Origin of the sequence: Klebsiella sp. 141251 (assembly GCF_050600725.1) — a bacterium.
GTDB classification, from domain to species: Bacteria; Pseudomonadota; Gammaproteobacteria; order Enterobacterales; family Enterobacteriaceae; genus Klebsiella; species Klebsiella aerogenes.
Window position 1 is genome coordinate 289,641 of record NZ_JAQIRG010000004.1, and the last position, 17,331, is coordinate 306,971.

Sequence of the window (17,331 nt, forward strand, 5' to 3'; positions counted from 1 at the left end):
AACAACTCTCATCTGGTTTTGTGACGATTCATGATGTTAATCACAAAAGTTAACGTTAACATAATGGAGATGCGATCGCGATCAACTATTCATCGCCATGCTTCACCATCGGGCTGGGATAGACTATCGTATGATCCTTTTACATCAGCGACTTAGTTGTATACCGGAGTAATCACCATGGCATCTCTGAAAGATGTAGCGAAGCTAGCCAATGTCTCACTGATGACGGTATCCCGCGCGCTGAACAGCCCGGAGCGCCTGAAGGCGGATACGCTCGCCCGCGTACAGGCGGCGATTGAACAGACCAATTACGTGCCCGATCTGTCGGCAAAGAAAATTCGCGGCGCCCGGGCAACCCCAAGCACCATCGGCGTGCTGGCGCTGGACACGGTGACCACCCCATTCTCGGTAGAGATAACGCTCTCTATCGAAGAGACGGCGCGGGCCCACGGCTGGAACAGCTTTGTGGTCAACATGTTCTCGGACGACAACCCTGATGCCATACTCGACCTGCTGCTTTCCCATCGCCCGGACGGCATTATCTACACCACCATGGGGCTGCGCCAGGTCCCGCTGCCGAGCAAATTGTTGACGCTGCCCTGCGTGCTGGCCAACTGCGAAAGCCTGAACGAGAACGTCGCCAGCTATATTCCGGATGATGAGCAGGGCCAGTACGACGCGGTGAAAGCGCTACTGGCCGCCGGCTATCGCCGCCCGCTCTGTTTGCATCTTCCGGCAAGGCATCTGGCGACGATACGCCGCCGACAGGGGCTGGAACGCGCCTGCCGTGAGGCGCAGGTTGATCCGGATACGCTCGATCACGGCTATATGACCTACGGTGACGAACACTATCGCGATATTCCCGGCCAGCTGCTGGCCCATATTGAGCAAGGTAAACCGCGGTTTGATTCCGTGGTGTGCGGCAACGATCGCATCGCTTTTATGGTCTACCAGACGCTGCTGGCGCAGGGCCTGCGAATTCCTGAAGATGTGGCGGTGGTGGGTTATGACAACATGGTGGGGATTGGCGATCTGTTCCTGCCGCCGCTGTCGACGGTGCAGTTACCGCATTATGAAATTGGCCGCCTGAGCGCCCTGCATATCATTAACGGCGACAGCCATCGGGATACCGTTAAGGTTCCCAGCCCGTGGCTGCCGCGCGAATCAATGTGATCAGTTGCCGATGTTACGCAGCTTTTCGCCGGACATCAGCTTGCGTTCGATGTGCTCCAGCGTCACGTTTTTAGTTTCCGGGATCAGCCAGAAGGTCACGCCGATAAAGGCCACGTTCAGCGCGGTATAGAGCCAGAACGTGCCTGCCGCGCCAATCGCGTCCAGCAGCGTCAGGAAGGTCGCGCCAATAATCATGTTCGATACCCAGTTGGTGGTGGTCGAACAGGTGATCCCGAAGTCGCGGCATTTCAGCGGCTGGATCTCGGAGCAGAGGATCCACACCACCGGCGCGGCGCTCATTGCGTACCCGGCTATGCACATCATGGTCATCCCCACCGACAGCCAGGAGAGGCCGCTACCGGCGGTACCATTATCAAACTGCATCAGACAATAGCCCAGCACCAGGGTGCCCAACGCCATCACGCTAAAGCCGATTTTCAACGCCGGTTTACGTCCGGCCTTGTCGACGGTAAACACCGCGATAAAGGTCGCGAACATAAAGGTCAGGCCGACCACCAGCGTGGCGATCATCTGCTGCTCGGTGGTGGTAAAACCGGCCATTTTGAAGATCCGCGGCGCGTAATACATGATGATATTCATGCCGGTAAACTGCTGCATCGCCTGCAATAACATGCCGAGGAACACCGCCCGACGCACGTTGCGGTTCACTTTGAACAGCGCCCAACCGCCCTGCTTCAACTTCAGGCTTTCGCGGATTTCATTCAGCTCATCGCGCGCCTTTTCCGAGGTATCGCGCAGCATGCGCAGCACTTCTTCGGCCTCAATATGGCGGCCTTTTTCCGCCAGCCAGCGCGGGCTGTTAGGCAGGAACACCACCAAGATAATCAGCAATACCGCCGGCAGCGCCAGCACGCCAAGCATCGCTCGCCAGTTGCCGCTGTAGCTGAAAGCGGTATCGGATAAGAACGCCAGCACGATGCCAAGCGTGACCATCAACTGATACATGCTGATCATCTTGCCGCGAACGTTTTCACTCGCCATTTCAGAAAGATAGAGCGGCGCGGTATAGGAGGCGATACCGACGGCGACGCCAAGGACAATGCGCGCCGCCAGCAGCATCTCGACGCTGGTGGCGAATGCCGAGCCGATAGAGCCCGCAACAAATAGCACTGCGCCGACCATCAGGCTGTATTTACGGCCAAGACGGAATGAGAGCCAGCCGTTGAACAGCGCGCCAATCGCCGCGCCCAGCATCATACTGCTGACTACCCACTCCTGCAGACGGCTGGATAACACGAAATGATCGGTAATGAAGGGGAGCGCCCCGGCAATCACGCCAATATCAAGGCCGAATAACAAACCCGCCACCGCGGCGGCAATGGAGACAAACTGGTTCATGCGCCGGGTGTTGCGCTGCGCATTGGGGAGTAAACCCGGATCGGTGGTCAATGAAGTCATTTTTTTCCTGCCTCAACAGAGTATGCGTGCAGTGAAAGTACGGGATCGCAGGGCTAAGGTGTCAGGCGGGAGATGGCGAAGATATGGATAAAACGGCTGGTAGCATTGTTTTTGTGATGGACATTAAACTTTATCTTATGCAAAAAATGCTGTCCGATCGTCAAAACAACCCTGATGTATGGCGAGTATTTTATTTTCCATTACTAACGAGTATGGATTATTTAAACCTCATGATATGGACGATTATTGTTCAGAAAACAACCCGCCGGTTGGCGGGTTGTTCGACTATGTCTGTTAGCGCGCCAGCCAACCGCCATCTACCGCCACGGTGTAGCCGTTGATGTAATCGGATGCGCGGGAGGCGAGAAACACCACCGGCCCCATTAAATCGCTCGGCAGGCCCCAGCGGCCGGCCGGGATACGGTCGAGAATTTCCGCGCTGCGCTGTTCATCGGCGCGCAGCTGCTGGGTATTGTTGGTTGCCATGTAGCCGGGGGCAATGGCGTTAACATTGATATTATGCTTCGCCCATTCGTTGGCCAGCAGGCGAGTTACGCCCATGACGCCGCTTTTCGAGGCGGTGTAGGACGGTACGCGGATCCCGCCCTGGAACGACAGCATGGAGGCAATATTGATGATCTTGCCGCCGTTACCCTGGGCGATGAAGTGCTTCGCCGCGGCCTGGGACATGAAAAAGACGCTTTTGATGTTCAGATTCATGACGTCATCCCAGTCTTTCTCGCTGAATTCGATAGCATCCTGACGGCGGATAAGCCCCGCGTTATTGACCAGAATATCGATGTGGCCAAATTCCGCCACCGCACGCTCAAGCAACTGCGGAATACCATCTATCAGCCGCAGGTCGGCGGTGAGGCTCAAAAAACGACGCCCCAGCGCGCTAACGCGCTCAATGGTTTCCGTCGGTTCAACGATGTTAATACCGACGATATCGCAGCCCGCTTCCGCCAGCCCAACCGCCATGCCCTGGCCTAAACCGGTGTCGCAGCCGGTCACTACCGCGACTTTCCCCTGAAGAGAGAATGCATCAAGAATCATATCTGGTTCCTTTCTTTCACGGCCTGCTCACCACAGGCAAGGTTCTGAGGCTAAGAAGAACTCCTGGGGCGTCCCCATCATAAAAATAAAACAGAGTTCCGTTTTGCTAATGGTCACATAGTAGACCGCTGAAAAATCATTTTCAACGACAATTAAAACAACGTTTCATTTTTTGTGATTAAAAATGATAAAAACGCAAAACGGATCACATAGCCAGAAGCTGGTGACCTATACAAAAGCTATAAATACAGTGAGTTAGGTTATCTTTAAAAAATAACCGCGAAGAAAGAAAATCAGGTAAAAAAATGAAGAATGGAAGATCGACGGGGATGATGGGCCTCGCACCGGAGACGGCGCGAAACCCTATTATGCGCGCTCCACCGCCAGCGCAACGCCCTGACCGCCGCCGATACACAACGTCGCGAGCCCTTTACGCGCATCGCGCTTAATCATTTCATGTACCAGCGACACCAGAATCCGGCAGCCGGACGCGCCAATCGGATGGCCCAGGGCGATAGCCCCACCGTTGACGTTAACCCGGCGTTCATCCCATTCCAGCACTCTGCCAACGGAAATCGCCTGGGCGGCAAAAGCTTCATTGGCTTCGATTAAGTCAACCTCATCCAGCCGCCAGCCCGCGCGCTCAAGGCAGCGCCGGGTGGCATGTACCGGCGCGATACCCATTAGCGCCGGATCGACGCCGACGCTGGCGAAGGCGCGAATGCGCGCCAGAATCGGCAGCCCCAGCTCCTGGGCCTTTGACTCGCTCATCATCATCACCGCCGCCGCGCCATCGTTAATACTCGATGCATTACCCGCGGTCACCGACCCTAACTGGTCGAAGGTGGGCATCAGGCTGGCTAATCCCTCAGCGCTGGCGTCCATCCGCGGCTGCTCGTCGGTATCCACCAGCCGTTTACTGCCGTTATGCTCGGTGGCGACCGGCACGATCTCATCGCGGAACCGCCCGGAGTCTATTGCCCGCCGCGCTTTTTGCTGCGAGCTAAGCGCCCAGGCGTCCTGTAGTTCGCGGCTGATCCCATACTCCCGCGCCAGATTTTCCGCCGTTACGCCCATATGGTAATCATTGAAAGCGTCCCACAGACCATCATGCACCAGGCTGTCGATAAGCTGGCTATTGCCCAGCTGCGCGCCGGTTCGGCTGTCGGTAAGCACATGCGGCGCACGGCTCATGTTTTCCTGGCCGCCGGCGATCACTACATCCGCTTCGCCGCACTGGATGGCCTGGGTCGCCAGGTGCAGCGCTTTCAGCCCGGAACCGCAAACGTCGTTGATGGTGATCGCCGAGACGGTATTCGGCAGCCCGCCGCGGATCGCCGACTGGCGCGCCGGATTCTGCCCGGTACCCGCGGTCAGCACCTGACCGAGGATCACTTCATCAATGCACTGCGGATCGATTCCGCTCCGCTCGACTAACGCCTTCACCACCACGCTGCCCAATTCCACCGCCGAGTGACGCGCCAGCGTTCCCTGAAAACAGCCGATGGGCGTACGCAACGCGCCGACGATCACGACATCTTTCATCCTTTACCTTCTGCGCAAAGAACCATCAATAGATGCCGTTATAGTAGAGAATTGTTATCAAAAAATTTCGCAATTGTTTAAAAAAAGTGAGGCGGTTCACAAAGTTCGCCGTCACGACTCGCGGCCTTGCCCTTCAAGATGTTGGCGCAGCCAGCTGCCCGCTTCCCCCAGCGGCGTACGCTTGTTCCATAACAGATCCACCGAGATCGACCGCGGCCAGCCGGCGATATTCAACGCTTTAAGCTTGCCGCTACCGGCGAACTCTTCCACCAGCGCGCAGGGCAAAATACACCAGCCAAAGCCCTGCACCGCCATACTCAGCAGCAGCAAATAGTTGGGCGCCGACCATACCTGGCCGCGCGAGGGATCCGGCGCGCTCTCAAGATAAGTGCTAAGCCGCAGTTCACGCCAGCCGTGCAGATCATCCCAGAAAACCCGCCCCTGACCGGCCAGCGGATGCCCCGGCGCAACATAAATCCCCATCGCCGTTTGCAACGGTAAGCGCATGCTGCCGATCTCCATCGGATAACTGTCCCTGGCTTCGATAAGCCCCACCTGCGCACGCTCCTTTTGCAGTAGATCCACCACATCTTCGTCTTCGCCAATCAGGCATTCAAACTCGGTATGCGGAAAACGCCGATCGAACTGTTCCAGCAAATCCTCCAGTACATCCGGGTGCAGGGTATCCGACAAGACGAAGGTCAACCGCGGTTCGGTATTACCCGATAACGAACTGGCGAGCTCATCCAGCCGCGAACTGGCGGCCAGTATTGCTTTCACATAGCCCAGCACCTGCTCGCCCTGCGCGGTTAGCGTCGGCTGGCGAGTGGAACGATCGAACAGAGTTAACCCCAGGTCGGTTTCAAGATTCGAAATCGCGGTACTGACGGTGGATTGGCTTTTACGCATCCTCCGGGCGGCGGCGGAGAACGAACCGCTGGCGGCGGCTTCTACAAAGGCGGTGAGAGCTTCGGGAGAATAGTGCATAACCTATCTACTTTATCGATGGAATCTATCTTTTGTTTATCACATTTTTCCATAAAATGCCGGGTAAATCTGGATGACAGAACTAACAAGAGGTATCCCAAAATGAAAACCAATAACCTGCAACATAAGACGCTACTGGAACGCGTACTCCACGCGGTGAGCTTTGAAGGCCTCGCCACGTTAATTCTGGCCCCGACCGCGGCCTGGTTAATGCAGCGATCGGTGGTCGAAATGGGAGGCTTGGCCATTTTGCTCGCCACCATGGCGATGGTCTGGAACCTGATCTATAACGCCGCCTTCGACCGTCTGTGGCCGGTTTCAAGCCTGGCGCGTACGTTGCGGGTGCGCGCGCTGCACGCCATCGGCTTTGAGTGCGGCTTTATCATCATCGGCGTCACCGTTGTCGCGCTGGTACTCGGCGTGTCGCTGGTGCAGGCATTTATGCTGGAAATCGGCTTTATGCTGTTCTTCCTGCCCTACACCATGTTCTTTAACTGGGCGTGGGATACGCTGCGCGTGCGCGTCCTGAAGTATCGCCAGCCGCAGAGTCTGCCGAATAATTAACGTTCTCGATCGCGCGGATCGTCTAACCCTTTGGCGATCCGCGGGTTTATTTATCACCGAAAACTATCACCGCAAACGATTCATAAATGTGGTAAATTGCACTCCTTTTTTTGGGTTATACGGTTGATAAATTCGCATAATGTCTAAAATTTGGTCTAAAGAAGAAACTCTATGGAGTTTTGCTCTATATGGCACTGCCGTAGGCGCCGGCACCCTATTCCTGCCGATTCAACTCGGTTCGGCCGGCGCCATCGTGCTGTTCCTCACCGCTCTGGTTGCCTGGCCGTTAACCTACTGGCCGCACAAAGCACTGTGTCAATTCATTCTGTCGGCCAAAGTAGCTGCCGGTGAAGGGATCACCGGCGCGGTCAATCATTACTACGGCAAAAAAGTCGGCAATCTGATCACCAGCCTGTACTTTCTCGCCTTCTTCGTGGTGATCCTGATCTACGCCGTGGCGATCACTAATTCGCTGGCGGAACAACTGGCGAGACACGTGGCGATGACCCCTGGGGTACGCGCCCTGCTGAGCCTTGCCGTGGTGCTGGTACTGAATCTGATCTTCCTGATGGGGCGCCATATGACCATCAAAGTGATGGGATTCCTCGTCTTCCCGCTGATTGGCTGTTTCCTGTTCCTCTCCATCTACCTGATTGGCAGTTGGCAACCGGAACATCTCACCAGCCAGATGCAGCTGAACGCAAAGACCTGGCACCAAATCTGGATCTCAATTCCCGTGATGGTTTTCGCTTTTAGCCATACGCCGATTATTTCGACCTTCGCTATCGATCAGCAGGAGAAATATGGTGAGCTGGCCATGGGTAAATGCAAAAAAATCATGAAGGTGGCCTACACCATCATCTGCGCCAGCGTGCTGTTTTTTGTTTTCAGTTGCCTGCTGTCCATTCCGCTGCCGTACATCGAAGCCGCGCGTAATGAAGGGGTGACGATTCTCTCTGCGCTCTCCATGGCGCCGGGCGCGCCGGGCTGGCTGGCGGTGACCGGCATTATCGTCGCGGTGGTCGCGATGTCGAAATCGTTCCTCGGCACCTATTTTGGGGTGATCGAAGGCGCCAGCGAGATCGTTAAAACGTCTCTCGGCCAGCTCGGTATTCGCAAGAGCCGCGCCTTTAACCGCGCCATGTCGATTATGCTGGTCTCGGCGCTGACTTTCATCGTCTGCTTTATCAATCCGAACGCCATCTCGATGATTTACGCCATCAGCGGCCCGCTTATCGCCATGATTCTGTTCATCATGCCGACGCTGTCGACCTACATTATCCCGGCGCTCAAGCCCTATCGTTCACTGGGTAATCTCATTACCTTGATCGTCGGCCTGCTCTGCGTCTCGGTGATGTTCTTCAGTTAAATCTCTCCTGCGGCGACGCCCTCAGCGTCGCCGCACGTTCTGCCAACATTCTCGCCCATTACCTCTCCCTGACGGGATTACACTTACTCCTTGCCTATCATCGGAGGGAGTCATTATGTCCAACGTAACATTATCCGGGGTCGCGACCTTAGGCGACCGTCAGGTTTACCGGCTTGGATACGGCGCCATGCAGCTCGCCGGCCCCGGCGTATTTGGCCCGCCAAAAGATCCTGACGCCGCCATTCGCGTTCTGCAAGAAGCCGTCGCCGCCGGGGTGAATCATATCGATACCTCCGATTTCTACGGCCCGCACATCACCAATCAGCTGATTCGTCAGGCGCTGCATCCCTATGGCGATGATTTGTGTATCGTTACCAAAGTCAGCGCCCGCCGCGATGAGAAAGGCAACTGGCTACCTGCGATGTCGCCGGCGGAACTCACCCAGGCCGTCGAAGATAACCTGCGTAACCTCGGCCTGGAGAGGCTGGAGGTAGTGAATTTGCGCAGTATGCTCGGCACCCACGGCCCGGTGGAAGGCTCGCTGGAAGAACCGCTAACGACCTTACTGGAACTAAAAGCCCGCGGTCTGATTCGCCACATCGGTCTGAGTAACGTCACCGCCAGACAGGTCGCCGATGCGCAGAAGCTGACCCCCATCGTCTGCGTGCAAAACCAATACAACATCGCTAACCGCGGTGACGACGCGTTAATCGACGCGCTGGCGCAGCAAAACATCGCCTACGTGCCGTTCTTCCCGCTGGGTGGTTTTACGCCGCTACAGGCGCGGGAACTTAACGAGGTTGCCGCCGGGCTCAACGCCACGCCGATGCAGGTGGCGCTGGCGTGGCTACTACAGCGCTCGCCGAATATTTTGCTGATTCCGGGCACCTCATCGGTGGCGCATTTACGGGAAAATCTCGCCGCCGCGACGCTTTCTCTGCCCGCCGAGGCGCTGGCGACGCTGGATAACATCACCGGCTGATGGCGTCAACTCCCCCCTTTACGGCGTTTGTCGTAAAGGGTTATCCCCTTAATATTAAGCTGGAATTAGGCCATCTCTGCTGGCACTATATATCCTACAAATCGGGTTTTGCTGATTCCTTATCCGGGCAATAACCTTATAAATTGCATTGAGTTACGTTATTTCTTAGGCCTCCTAATTGGGAGGCTGTTGTCGTTTGTATTGTTCTATGGTTTTTGTTAACACTCTTGATTACAGGAAAAAACAATATCGGCTTCGACGTTTATACAAATCAATTTGGCCACAAAGATAGTCAATATCATCGAACGTTCACAAAAACATCTGGTTAACATAATCAGTATGTCGCTATTGCTGTAAAAAAAATTAACTATGCACAGTAACGATTCAACAAGGATTACCCATGATAGAGGGAACGATAAAAACCAGTAAGTATGAAATCATTGCTATTTTCAGAGAGGAACAGAGAAAGCAAACAGAGATAGAAATTTTCTTTAATAACAAAAGCATCAGTACTCAGATTGCGCGTGTCGATTTTGCTGAATTCCATATCCGCAGCGAGAGCAAAATCCCGGCGGGGAATAAATTCAAATTTATTCTGCATAGCGATTCAGGAAAGATCGAGTTCACCTCCCAGCGGCAGAAGAATTCCGCTGGCGGCGCGGAGAATAGCAATAAGGTGGCATTTGCGTTACCAGAATGCATCCAGGTTGTACAAAGACGACGAGATCCCAGATTTCGTTTGCGCGATGAGAATGATTTCTTTTGTCATGGCCGCCATAAAAATGGCGAAAACTATGCTTTTGATATCAAAGATATTTCTGATGGCGGCTGCGCGCTGATTGCGCAAAGTCCAAACCTGAAATTCCTGGCCAACAACTCAACGTTGAAAAACGCCATTCTGTCTCTGGCGGAATATGGCGAAATCACCGTTGATCTGGTTATCAAGAACGTGGCGATGGTCACGCTGGATAGCGAAGAGAAGAATCAGGAAAACTACTATCAGATTTCCTGTCAGTTTAAGTTCCGCCGCAGCGACGACAGGAAGAAAATAGAAAAAACGCTGATCGATTTGATTCTGGAAGCCAAGCGGAAGAAGAGAGTTTAATGCCCTTGAACAATATCTTGCTGTACACCGACGACAATATCATTGGCCAATCTATTCACGATTATCTGAGCGATATTCACCAGGATATCACCCAGGCCAGTTATCAGGACATCGTACAAGGGGGCGTCGCGCCCCTGGCTGAGACGGTGATCCTCAATATGATCCACAAGGATATATCCGCTGCCGATACGGTCGTATTACTCAACAAACTGCGCTTTCATTTCTCGCGCTGTACATTGTTGGTATTGATGGTAAAAAGCGATATCGCCAATCTGTGCCGGGAATTAATAGATCTGGAAAACCTGTTAATCCTGACGGAAAAATCTTCCTTAGACGCATTTTCGGCAATTACCAGAACGCAGGATGAAAACCCGCAGTCCCGGTATTTGCGCACGCAGCGAAAGCTGACGGCCAGAGAGCTGCAGGTACTGGAACTTATTATCGCCTGCAATAACAATAAGCGAATTGCCTCGCTGCTCAATATCGACCATAAGACGGTGCACAGCCATCGCATTCACATCATGAAAAAGTTGGGAATGAATAGCTCGCAGGTGATGCATAAGCAAATCGTCAATATGAATCACTGCTGAACGGGCATACCGTCGCCGGGCCTACAACGCCAGAGCAAAATGTTGACGCAGCGCTCGCTTACCGGGTTCGCTAATTGTCACTTCGCGGTAGCCGGGCACCAGCGTGAACCAACCTTTTTGCACGCCCCACTGCAACAAGGCAGCGCCCGCGGCACCACCCAGATGAAAACGGCGCTCGCTCCAGTCGAGGCAGGCGCAGCAGGCTTTGCGGCGGGATCCGTTATCACACGCTATGCCTAAGCGGGCGAAATTCGCCTTCCCCGCCGCAGTAAGCGCTGCGCCATTTGCCGTAAGCCAGGCTTGCTGTTGCAGAAAATCATAGATGGCGACGGCTACCTCGCCCGCCAGATGATCGTAGCAGGTACGCGCCATACGCAGCGTTCCCGGCGTACGCGTAGTCAACGGCACAGCGCTTTTTCCGGCCATGGTCATCATATTTTCCAGCAATCCGGCGACATCGCCGCCCGCCAGGCGATAGTAGCGATGCCGCCCTTGCGCCAGGCAGATCAGTAAGCGACTGCTGACTAACCGGCTAAGATGCGCGCTGGCAGTCGACGGCGAAATATCCGCCGCGACGGAGAGCTCAGTCGCCGTCCATGCCCGGCCATCCATTAGCGCGCAGAGTATTTTCACTCGTGAAGGATCAGCCATCGCCGAGGCAACCGCCGCCATCGCGACGGCCAGCGCTTCGTCATCATCAATGACAACCGCAGGGTGCAACATAGTGCCTCCGCTTAATATTGGTTACGCAGAACGTGAACTCTGCATCTGGTATTCACGCAGTACCTGCGCCACGCGAATCTGATAATCAGCAAAGATAGACTCCCGCCCTTCCCGCTGCACCGCCTGATGACAAATATTGCGCTTCCAGGCCGTCACCGCCTGTTCGTCCCGCCACCACGACAGCGACAATATCTTTCCCGGCGCACTGAGGCTTTGAAAACGCTCGATGGCGATAAAGCCGTCGATGGTCTCCAGCAGCGGTTTCAATTGCGCCGCCAGCGCGAGATATCGTTCCTGCTGCGCTGGCGTGACCTGTGCTTCAAAGAGTACCGCAATCATGGTTTTTTCCTCCAGTAACGAATAAAGCCGCACTGTAGCGCGTCGTTCGCAATCAATGCTTCGCCAGCGGGCGAAGTATCGCCGGCGTGACAGGCCAGAAAACGACCAAACCATTCACGCAATCAATATCAAACCCAAATTTGGCGAGGATAAAACGCGAAGCGAAGGAAACCATTAGTATCAGCAATGAATTATAACTAATTGTTTTTAATTATATTTTTAATAAAACGTCAATCATTGGTCATCCAGCCGTCATAAAAATGTGATCTAAATCGCACTTTTTGCAACGTACGTTATAGTTAGCAGACTTATTATAAACCCATCGAAAGCACAACGCTTTCCACCATAAAAGTTAAAAGGATAAACACCATGAAAAACGTAAAATTACTTGCTGCTGCTGGTATGCTGTCTCTGGTTTCTTTCGCAAGCTTCGCGGCTCACCCGGTGAGCGTGACCTCTGATACCCTGGACAACGCAGAAGCAAAAATCGCTGCTATCGCTAAAGATCAGGGCGCCTCTTACCACATTACCGAAGCCTATACCGGTAATCAGGTACACATGACGGCGGAACTGTCTAAATAACCGAATGGTCGCAGAGGGAGCTGCCGGACAGGTCGTCTCAGGACGGCTGGTCTGGCTCCCGCCACGTAACAAAACACGGCAATGTCGAGCCCCTTTATGGGGCTTTTTTACGTCAACGTTTCGCCAGCGCGCGCTGAATAGAGAGCACACTCGCCAGCACCACAATCAGCCCCGCCAGCGCCATCCCCTCAATTTTCTGCCCGAGAAATATCCACCCCAACAGCACCGCCGTCACCGGGCTAAGCAGGCTCATTGCCGATACCGCCACCGGCGACAATCGGCTGATACCGCGAAACCATAAACCATACGCCAGCATCGCCCCGGCCACACACAGCCAGACATAACCTGCCGCCTGTAATAGAGTGATGTTGTACAACGGCGGATCCACCAGCAGCGCGATGGGCAGTAACACGATCCCGCCAATCAACAATTGCCAGCCGGTCATCGCCACGACCGGCAGCGATAACGCCCAGCGCCGCGACAGCCAGGTGCCCAGCGCCATACTGACGGCGCCAAGAAAAGCGGCGCCAATACCTAACGAATCCAGCACCGTGCGCGGAGAAAGCAGCAACATCGCCATACCGATGATCCCGGCGCAGGCGGATACCACCGCCAGCCACGGCGAACGCTGACGATCCACGCACCAGGCAAGCAGCATCACCAGCAGCGGCTGAATCGCGCCGATCACCGCCGCCAGCCCGCCGGGCAGCCGGTAAGCGGCGATAAACAGCAGCGCCTGAAAGGCGCCGATATTTAATATTCCGGTAATGACCAGCTTCCACCACTCACCGCGCTGCGGAAACTGACGGCTCCACAGTAACAACGCAATCCCGGCGGGCAACACCCGCAGCAGCGCGGCGATAAAAGGACGGTCCGGCGGTAGGAACTGCGAAGTAACGATATAGGTGGTCCCCCAGATAGCGGGAGCCAGTGCGGTCAGCAGCAGATCGACCGCCAGATGACGAGTAAAAAAGGCCATGATTTTATCTTCATATCAAGTTAAATTGTGTAGCAAGTATGTATCGATAAATATCTTGATATCAAGATAAGTGAGCACACATGGACAAATTACCGCCAACGGATGCCGTTGACCGCATTCTCGCCCAATGGCAGCGCGAGCGCCCGGATCTGGATTGCAGCCCAATGGGGCCAATTGGCCGCCTCAAGCGCTGCGCCATGCTGCTGGAGCCGCAGGTGGAGGCGGCGTTTGTTAAACATGGGCTGGTACGTTGGGAGTTCGACATGCTGGCGACGCTGCGCCGCGCCGGCGAGCCATTCGTGCTGTCGCCGACCCAGCTCTTTTCGACGCTGATGATTACTTCCGGCACGATGACCCATCGCCTTAAGGCGCTGGAAAAACGGGGGTTGATCGCTCGTTTAGCGAATCCTCAGGATGCCCGCAGCATGCTGGTGGCGTTGACGCCAGCGGGACGAGCGCTGATCGATGAGGCGGTTGCCACCCACGTGGCGAATGAGCGACAACTGCTGGCAGGGCTTTCAGAGACCCAACTTCAGCAGTTAGACGAAGCGCTGCGGGTGTTTATGCGCCTGCTTGAGGATGAGCACTAGCCGACGATTAGGTCTTATTACGATGACTTACCTGCGACTCGCTGAGAGTCGTCGCCACTGAATCGCAAGGCTATGTTGCTGGCGTATTGCGTTTTGCAATAACCGGCAAATACGCATACCATCTGCACATTCTATCGTCGTCAGGCAAGGAGATGCTTGTGGATAAGACTCACTCTTCGACCCCGCCAGAGAGCCACGAAAGCCGCTTTCATAAAGAAGAGTTCCCCTTTTTTTGGGTGGTTAACGTTTACGCCCGTTATACCCAATTAATGGAAATCGAGCTCAAAAAAATCGACATCGACCTTTCCCGTTTCCGCGTACTGATGCTGGTGCACCAATACCACCGCGCCAGTATTTCGCGGATCACCGAATATGCCGTTAGCAAGATGCCGACGGTGACCAAAATTGTTGGCCGCCTGCGCGATGACGGCCTGCTGACGACCCACGTTAGCGTCAGCGATGGCCGGGTCACCGAAGCGGAACTCACCGCCGCCGGTGAAGCCAAGGTAGCCGAAGCCCGGGCGTTAGCGGAAACCGTGTTTACTAAAGCCTTCAAGGGCATCACCCCGGCGCAAGAAAAAAAGATGAACCAGGTGCTGGCGCTCATTCTGCACAACCTCGATGACTAATCCCCTGCACCAATAACCATTTTCCATAAATGGTTATTGCTTTTGTTTTGCCCTCCCTGCGTTTTTCGCACACTTTTTTATCATTTTTTTAACTTATATTTTTCATTTATTTTTGTGACGCCCTTCAAGAGATTAAAATTTATACATCACATTTTAATGATTTAAATCAATCAGTTAAAAAACACCCCCTCCTTCATAGCATCATCTTATCCTCAATTACGATGTAAAAAACGGGCAACAACTTACTTGAAATTTCAAGTTTTACTGACAAGATTACCTCAAACGCCAGCGGGTCGTTTTTTAGTCATTTCGCGCGGTAATTATCACCCTCACGGAGATGTGAAACATGGTTACTGAACATCGTACAGAGACAGAAAACGCACAATCCGGGTTTATCTCGCGCTTTACCCTTGGCGACGGCGAGCTGACGTTCGCAGTTAAAGACAGTCTCGATATTGCCGGTTTTCCGACCCGCGTCGGCAGCCCGGTATTGCAGGATGCGCCGCCCGCCGTCCGCCATGCCGCCGTAGTCGAGGCGCTGCTGGATAACGGCTGTCAGCTGCGCGGAAAAACCACCCTGCACGAGCTGGCCTTTGGCGTCACCGGCATCAACCCGCATAGCGGTACGCCACGCAATCCGCATTATCCGCAGTTAATCCCCGGCGGTTCGTCCAGCGGCTCTGCCGCCGTGGTCGCGGCCGGTGAAGTCGACTTCGCCGTCGGCACCGATACCGGCGGCTCGGTGCGGATGCCCGCGGCCTGCTGCGGCGTGGCTGGCCTGAAGCCGAGCTTTGGCCGTCTGAGCCGCGCAGGCGTCATGCCGACGGAAAGTTCACTAGACTGCGTCGGCCTGTTCGCCCGCGATATCGCCACATTGCGTCAGGCGCTGGCAAAAGCGCTGAGGGAACCGGCTCCTCCTGCGCGCCGGGAAGCGCCCGCGATAAGCTATCTGGCGGGCACGGCAACGCCGGAAATTGAGCAACTGATCGTCTCACGTCTGCAGCAAGCGGGCCTGGCATGGACTCGCGCTGAACTGCCGGGATTCAACGAAGCGCATCAGGCCGGGCTTACGGTGATAAGCCAGGAAAACTGGCTGGCGTTTCACAGCATCATCAACGCGCCGAATCTGGCGCCGGACGTCGCCCAGCGGATCCGCGCCGGCGCGGAAATCGGCCCTCAGCAGCGGCAGGCTGCGGAAAGCGTGCGTCAACAATTTAGCGCCGCGGTGGACGCCCAACTGGCGAAAACACCGCTGATTCTGCTGCCGACCCTGCCGGAATGTCCGCCAACGCTGGAAGAAGCGACGGATCCGCTCAAGGTAGTCAACCTGACTCGCCTGGTGCGCCCATTTAATTTAAGCGGCCATCCGGCCCTGAGCCTGCCGCTTGGCGAAATTAATCATCGCCCGGTGGCGCTGCAATTAATCGCCAATAAAAATAAAGAGTTCGATTTACTTAATTACGCTGAGTATTTGCTGGAAAAATTAAAATAATAAAACCGTACTTTCATTAACTGGAAGAGGCTAAATCGCATGTTAAACCCCTCTGCAACTTCGCGTGCGGAAAAGACCCTGCACGCCACGACAATAGAGTTTGCCGAATTACTCGCGGATATTAAAAAGCGCAGCGAGGAATTCGAGCAGCAGAAATATATCCCGGCGGATATTATTTCCCGCTTTAAAAAGATTGGTGTTTATCGCGCGCTGGTGCCAAAACGCTACGGCGGCGATGAAATCTCGCCGGCGGAATTTTGCCAGTTAATTGAAACGCTCTCAACGGCGGACGGATCCGCCGGCTGGGTGGCGAGTTTCGGCATGAATCCATTTTATCTTGGCGGCCTGCCGCCGAGCAGTCTCGATGAGCTTTACCGCCACGGACCGGATATCGTCTTTGCCGGTGGGATCTTCCCACCGCAAAAGGCGACGACTCAGGATGGCGGCTACCGCGTCAGCGGACGCTGGAGCTTCGCCAGCGGCTGCAGCGGCGCCGAACTTATCGGCGTGGGCATTCTGACCGATGACGGCAGCGATCGTCCGCTGCCGCGCATCGCGGTGCTACCCGCCGGGGAGTTCACCATCGATCCGGTCTGGAATACGGTCGGCCTCTCCGGTACCGGCAGCCATGACGTAGTGCTGAATAATGCCTTCGTGCCGCAGGAGTGGACCTTTATTCGCGGCGGCGAACTTAACCTCGAAGGCCCTTTGTATCGCTACCCGGTACTGTCGCTGGCCACTCAGGTACTGTCGGTGGTGGCGCTGGGTATCGCCCGCGCGGCGTTATCGGAAATTTACGCCATTGCCGAACGCCAGAGCTCGGTCACCGGCGCGCCGTGCCTGGCGGATCGTCAATTCGCGCAGATGGAAATCGCCCACTGCGAAGCGGAACTGCGTTCGGCGCGCTGCTGGTTCTATGACGCCATCGACGACGTCTGGCAGGCGATTCTGCGCGGCGATGAACCGGGAGAAGAGCGGATTAACGCCATGCGCCTCTCTTCCACCCACATTACCCGAGTTTCTGCGTCGGTTACCACCCGCGCGCTGAAACTGGCCGGGATGCCGGGCATTTCAATGCGTAGCCCGCTGCAGCGCTATGCCCGCGACTCCATGGTCATCACCCAGCACGCCTTTATGGGCGAGCTGACCTACATCAACGCCGGCAATATGTTCTTCGGCCACTCGCCGCAGCCCGGCTATTTATAAG

Annotated in this window: 18 protein-coding genes; 11 read left to right on the forward strand and 7 right to left on the reverse strand. The window is 55.1% G+C overall.

Annotation, left to right across the window (positions count from 1 at the left end; translation table 11 throughout):
* Positions 1-177 precede the first annotated feature (177 nt).
* Positions 178-1,173 (forward strand): LacI family DNA-binding transcriptional regulator, encoded by a 996-nt coding sequence (locus PGR09_RS11695; protein WP_047044184.1) that lies wholly within the window; start codon positions 178-180, stop codon positions 1,171-1,173.
* Here the strand turns inward: PGR09_RS11695 and araE are convergent, their stop codons facing one another.
* The 4 genes from araE to PGR09_RS11715 all read right to left on the reverse strand — a co-directional run bounded on the left by araE (position 1,174) and on the right by PGR09_RS11715 (position 6,180).
* Complete coding sequence (araE, locus tag PGR09_RS11700) at positions 1,174-2,592, reverse strand: arabinose-proton symporter AraE (RefSeq protein WP_015369908.1); 1,419 nt, start codon at positions 2,590-2,592, stop codon at positions 1,174-1,176.
* Between the two features lie 294 nt (positions 2,593-2,886).
* A complete protein-coding gene (gene kduD, locus PGR09_RS11705; protein ID WP_289575818.1) occupies positions 2,887-3,648 on the reverse strand; it encodes a 2-dehydro-3-deoxy-D-gluconate 5-dehydrogenase KduD in 762 nt (253 codons plus the stop codon).
* A 366-nt stretch (positions 3,649-4,014) separates the two neighbouring features.
* Positions 4,015-5,193 carry an acetyl-CoA C-acetyltransferase gene (locus PGR09_RS11710; protein ID WP_045396653.1) on the reverse strand — a complete coding sequence of 393 codons (1,179 nt, stop codon included), beginning with the start codon at positions 5,191-5,193 and terminating at the stop codon, positions 4,015-4,017.
* A 111-nt stretch (positions 5,194-5,304) separates the two neighbouring features.
* A complete protein-coding gene (locus tag PGR09_RS11715) occupies positions 5,305-6,180 on the reverse strand; it encodes a LysR family transcriptional regulator (RefSeq protein WP_045396649.1) in 876 nt (291 codons plus the stop codon).
* 102 nt (positions 6,181-6,282) lie between these two features.
* Here PGR09_RS11715 and PGR09_RS11720 point away from each other — a divergent pair, with 102 nt between their 5' ends.
* The 5 genes from PGR09_RS11720 (at position 6,283) to PGR09_RS11740 (ending at position 10,790) form a co-directional block, all read left to right on the forward strand.
* The gene (locus PGR09_RS11720; protein ID WP_430916167.1) at positions 6,283-6,744 is read left to right on the forward strand and encodes a multidrug/biocide efflux PACE transporter; all 462 of its coding nucleotides are present in this window, start codon (positions 6,283-6,285) and stop codon (positions 6,742-6,744) included.
* A 139-nt stretch (positions 6,745-6,883) separates the two neighbouring features.
* Complete coding sequence (locus tag PGR09_RS11725; protein ID WP_015369902.1) at positions 6,884-8,113, forward strand: amino acid permease; 1,230 nt, start codon at positions 6,884-6,886, stop codon at positions 8,111-8,113.
* Between the two features lie 115 nt (positions 8,114-8,228).
* Positions 8,229-9,095: an aldo/keto reductase family oxidoreductase gene (locus PGR09_RS11730; RefSeq protein WP_047065288.1), complete on the forward strand. Its 867-nt coding sequence runs from the start codon at positions 8,229-8,231 to the stop codon at positions 9,093-9,095.
* A gap of 400 nt (positions 9,096-9,495) precedes the next feature.
* Positions 9,496-10,200 carry a flagellar brake protein gene (locus tag PGR09_RS11735; RefSeq protein WP_045396640.1) on the forward strand — a complete coding sequence of 235 codons (705 nt, stop codon included), beginning with the start codon at positions 9,496-9,498 and terminating at the stop codon, positions 10,198-10,200.
* A gap of 5 nt (positions 10,201-10,205) precedes the next feature.
* Positions 10,206-10,790: a helix-turn-helix transcriptional regulator gene (locus PGR09_RS11740; protein ID WP_045396712.1), complete on the forward strand. Its 585-nt coding sequence runs from the start codon at positions 10,206-10,208 to the stop codon at positions 10,788-10,790.
* A gap of 21 nt (positions 10,791-10,811) precedes the next feature.
* Here the strand turns inward: PGR09_RS11740 and PGR09_RS11745 are convergent, their stop codons facing one another.
* Positions 10,812-11,513: an ArsR/SmtB family transcription factor gene (locus PGR09_RS11745; RefSeq protein WP_047044179.1), complete on the reverse strand. Its 702-nt coding sequence runs from the start codon at positions 11,511-11,513 to the stop codon at positions 10,812-10,814.
* A gap of 21 nt (positions 11,514-11,534) precedes the next feature.
* Positions 11,535-11,852, reverse strand: a complete 318-nt coding sequence (locus tag PGR09_RS11750; RefSeq protein WP_430916168.1) for an antibiotic biosynthesis monooxygenase family protein — start codon at positions 11,850-11,852, stop codon at positions 11,535-11,537.
* Between the two features lie 369 nt (positions 11,853-12,221).
* On the opposite strand from PGR09_RS11750, the gene PGR09_RS11755 reads away from it, so the two are divergent.
* Positions 12,222-12,434: a YdgH/BhsA/McbA-like domain containing protein gene (locus PGR09_RS11755; protein WP_015369896.1), complete on the forward strand. Its 213-nt coding sequence runs from the start codon at positions 12,222-12,224 to the stop codon at positions 12,432-12,434.
* Positions 12,435-12,546: 112 nt separating this feature from the next.
* Here PGR09_RS11755 and PGR09_RS11760 read toward each other — a convergent pair whose 3' ends face one another.
* Positions 12,547-13,413, reverse strand: coding sequence for an EamA family transporter (locus PGR09_RS11760; RefSeq protein WP_045396634.1), 867 nt, complete (start codon positions 13,411-13,413; stop codon positions 12,547-12,549).
* An 80-nt stretch (positions 13,414-13,493) separates the two neighbouring features.
* Between PGR09_RS11760 and PGR09_RS11765 the strand changes: the two genes are divergently transcribed.
* From PGR09_RS11765 to PGR09_RS11780, 4 genes are all read left to right on the forward strand, one after another.
* On the forward strand, positions 13,494-14,003 hold the full coding sequence (locus PGR09_RS11765; protein WP_047044177.1) for a MarR family winged helix-turn-helix transcriptional regulator: 510 nt from the start codon (positions 13,494-13,496) through the stop codon (positions 14,001-14,003).
* A 152-nt stretch (positions 14,004-14,155) separates the two neighbouring features.
* Positions 14,156-14,632, forward strand: a complete 477-nt coding sequence (locus tag PGR09_RS11770; RefSeq protein WP_045373865.1) for a MarR family winged helix-turn-helix transcriptional regulator — start codon at positions 14,156-14,158, stop codon at positions 14,630-14,632.
* A gap of 346 nt (positions 14,633-14,978) precedes the next feature.
* Entirely contained in the window at positions 14,979-16,124 is a 1,146-nt protein-coding gene (locus PGR09_RS11775; RefSeq protein ID WP_430916170.1) for an amidase, read from the forward strand.
* 39 nt (positions 16,125-16,163) lie between these two features.
* Positions 16,164-17,330, forward strand: a complete 1,167-nt coding sequence (locus PGR09_RS11780; protein WP_045396622.1) for an acyl-CoA dehydrogenase family protein — start codon at positions 16,164-16,166, stop codon at positions 17,328-17,330.
* Position 17,331 lies beyond the last annotated feature (1 nt).

What these genes read in the sequence shown, in the direction of transcription:
- PGR09_RS11695 (WP_047044184.1), top strand. Translation starts at nt 178, where the DNA reads ATGGCATCTCTGAAAGATGTAGCGAAGCTAGCCAATGTCTCACTGATG.
- araE (WP_015369908.1), bottom strand. Translation starts at nt 2,592, where the DNA reads ATGACTTCATTGACCACCGATCCGGGTTTACTCCCCAATGCGCAGCGC.
- kduD (WP_289575818.1), bottom strand. Translation starts at nt 3,648, where the DNA reads ATGATTCTTGATGCATTCTCTCTTCAGGGGAAAGTCGCGGTAGTGACC.
- PGR09_RS11710 (WP_045396653.1), bottom strand. Translation starts at nt 5,193, where the DNA reads ATGAAAGATGTCGTGATCGTCGGCGCGTTGCGTACGCCCATCGGCTGT.
- PGR09_RS11715 (WP_045396649.1), bottom strand. Translation starts at nt 6,180, where the DNA reads ATGCACTATTCTCCCGAAGCTCTCACCGCCTTTGTAGAAGCCGCCGCC.
- PGR09_RS11720 (WP_430916167.1), top strand. Translation starts at nt 6,283, where the DNA reads ATGAAAACCAATAACCTGCAACATAAGACGCTACTGGAACGCGTACTC.
- PGR09_RS11725 (WP_015369902.1), top strand. Translation starts at nt 6,884, where the DNA reads ATGTCTAAAATTTGGTCTAAAGAAGAAACTCTATGGAGTTTTGCTCTA.
- PGR09_RS11730 (WP_047065288.1), top strand. Translation starts at nt 8,229, where the DNA reads ATGTCCAACGTAACATTATCCGGGGTCGCGACCTTAGGCGACCGTCAG.
- PGR09_RS11735 (WP_045396640.1), top strand. Translation starts at nt 9,496, where the DNA reads ATGATAGAGGGAACGATAAAAACCAGTAAGTATGAAATCATTGCTATT.
- PGR09_RS11745 (WP_047044179.1), bottom strand. Translation starts at nt 11,513, where the DNA reads ATGTTGCACCCTGCGGTTGTCATTGATGATGACGAAGCGCTGGCCGTC.
- PGR09_RS11750 (WP_430916168.1), bottom strand. Translation starts at nt 11,852, where the DNA reads ATGATTGCGGTACTCTTTGAAGCACAGGTCACGCCAGCGCAGCAGGAA.
- PGR09_RS11755 (WP_015369896.1), top strand. Translation starts at nt 12,222, where the DNA reads ATGAAAAACGTAAAATTACTTGCTGCTGCTGGTATGCTGTCTCTGGTT.
- PGR09_RS11760 (WP_045396634.1), bottom strand. Translation starts at nt 13,413, where the DNA reads ATGGCCTTTTTTACTCGTCATCTGGCGGTCGATCTGCTGCTGACCGCA.
- PGR09_RS11765 (WP_047044177.1), top strand. Translation starts at nt 13,494, where the DNA reads ATGGACAAATTACCGCCAACGGATGCCGTTGACCGCATTCTCGCCCAA.
- PGR09_RS11770 (WP_045373865.1), top strand. Translation starts at nt 14,156, where the DNA reads ATGCTTGTGGATAAGACTCACTCTTCGACCCCGCCAGAGAGCCACGAA.
- PGR09_RS11775 (WP_430916170.1), top strand. Translation starts at nt 14,979, where the DNA reads ATGGTTACTGAACATCGTACAGAGACAGAAAACGCACAATCCGGGTTT.
- PGR09_RS11780 (WP_045396622.1), top strand. Translation starts at nt 16,164, where the DNA reads ATGTTAAACCCCTCTGCAACTTCGCGTGCGGAAAAGACCCTGCACGCC.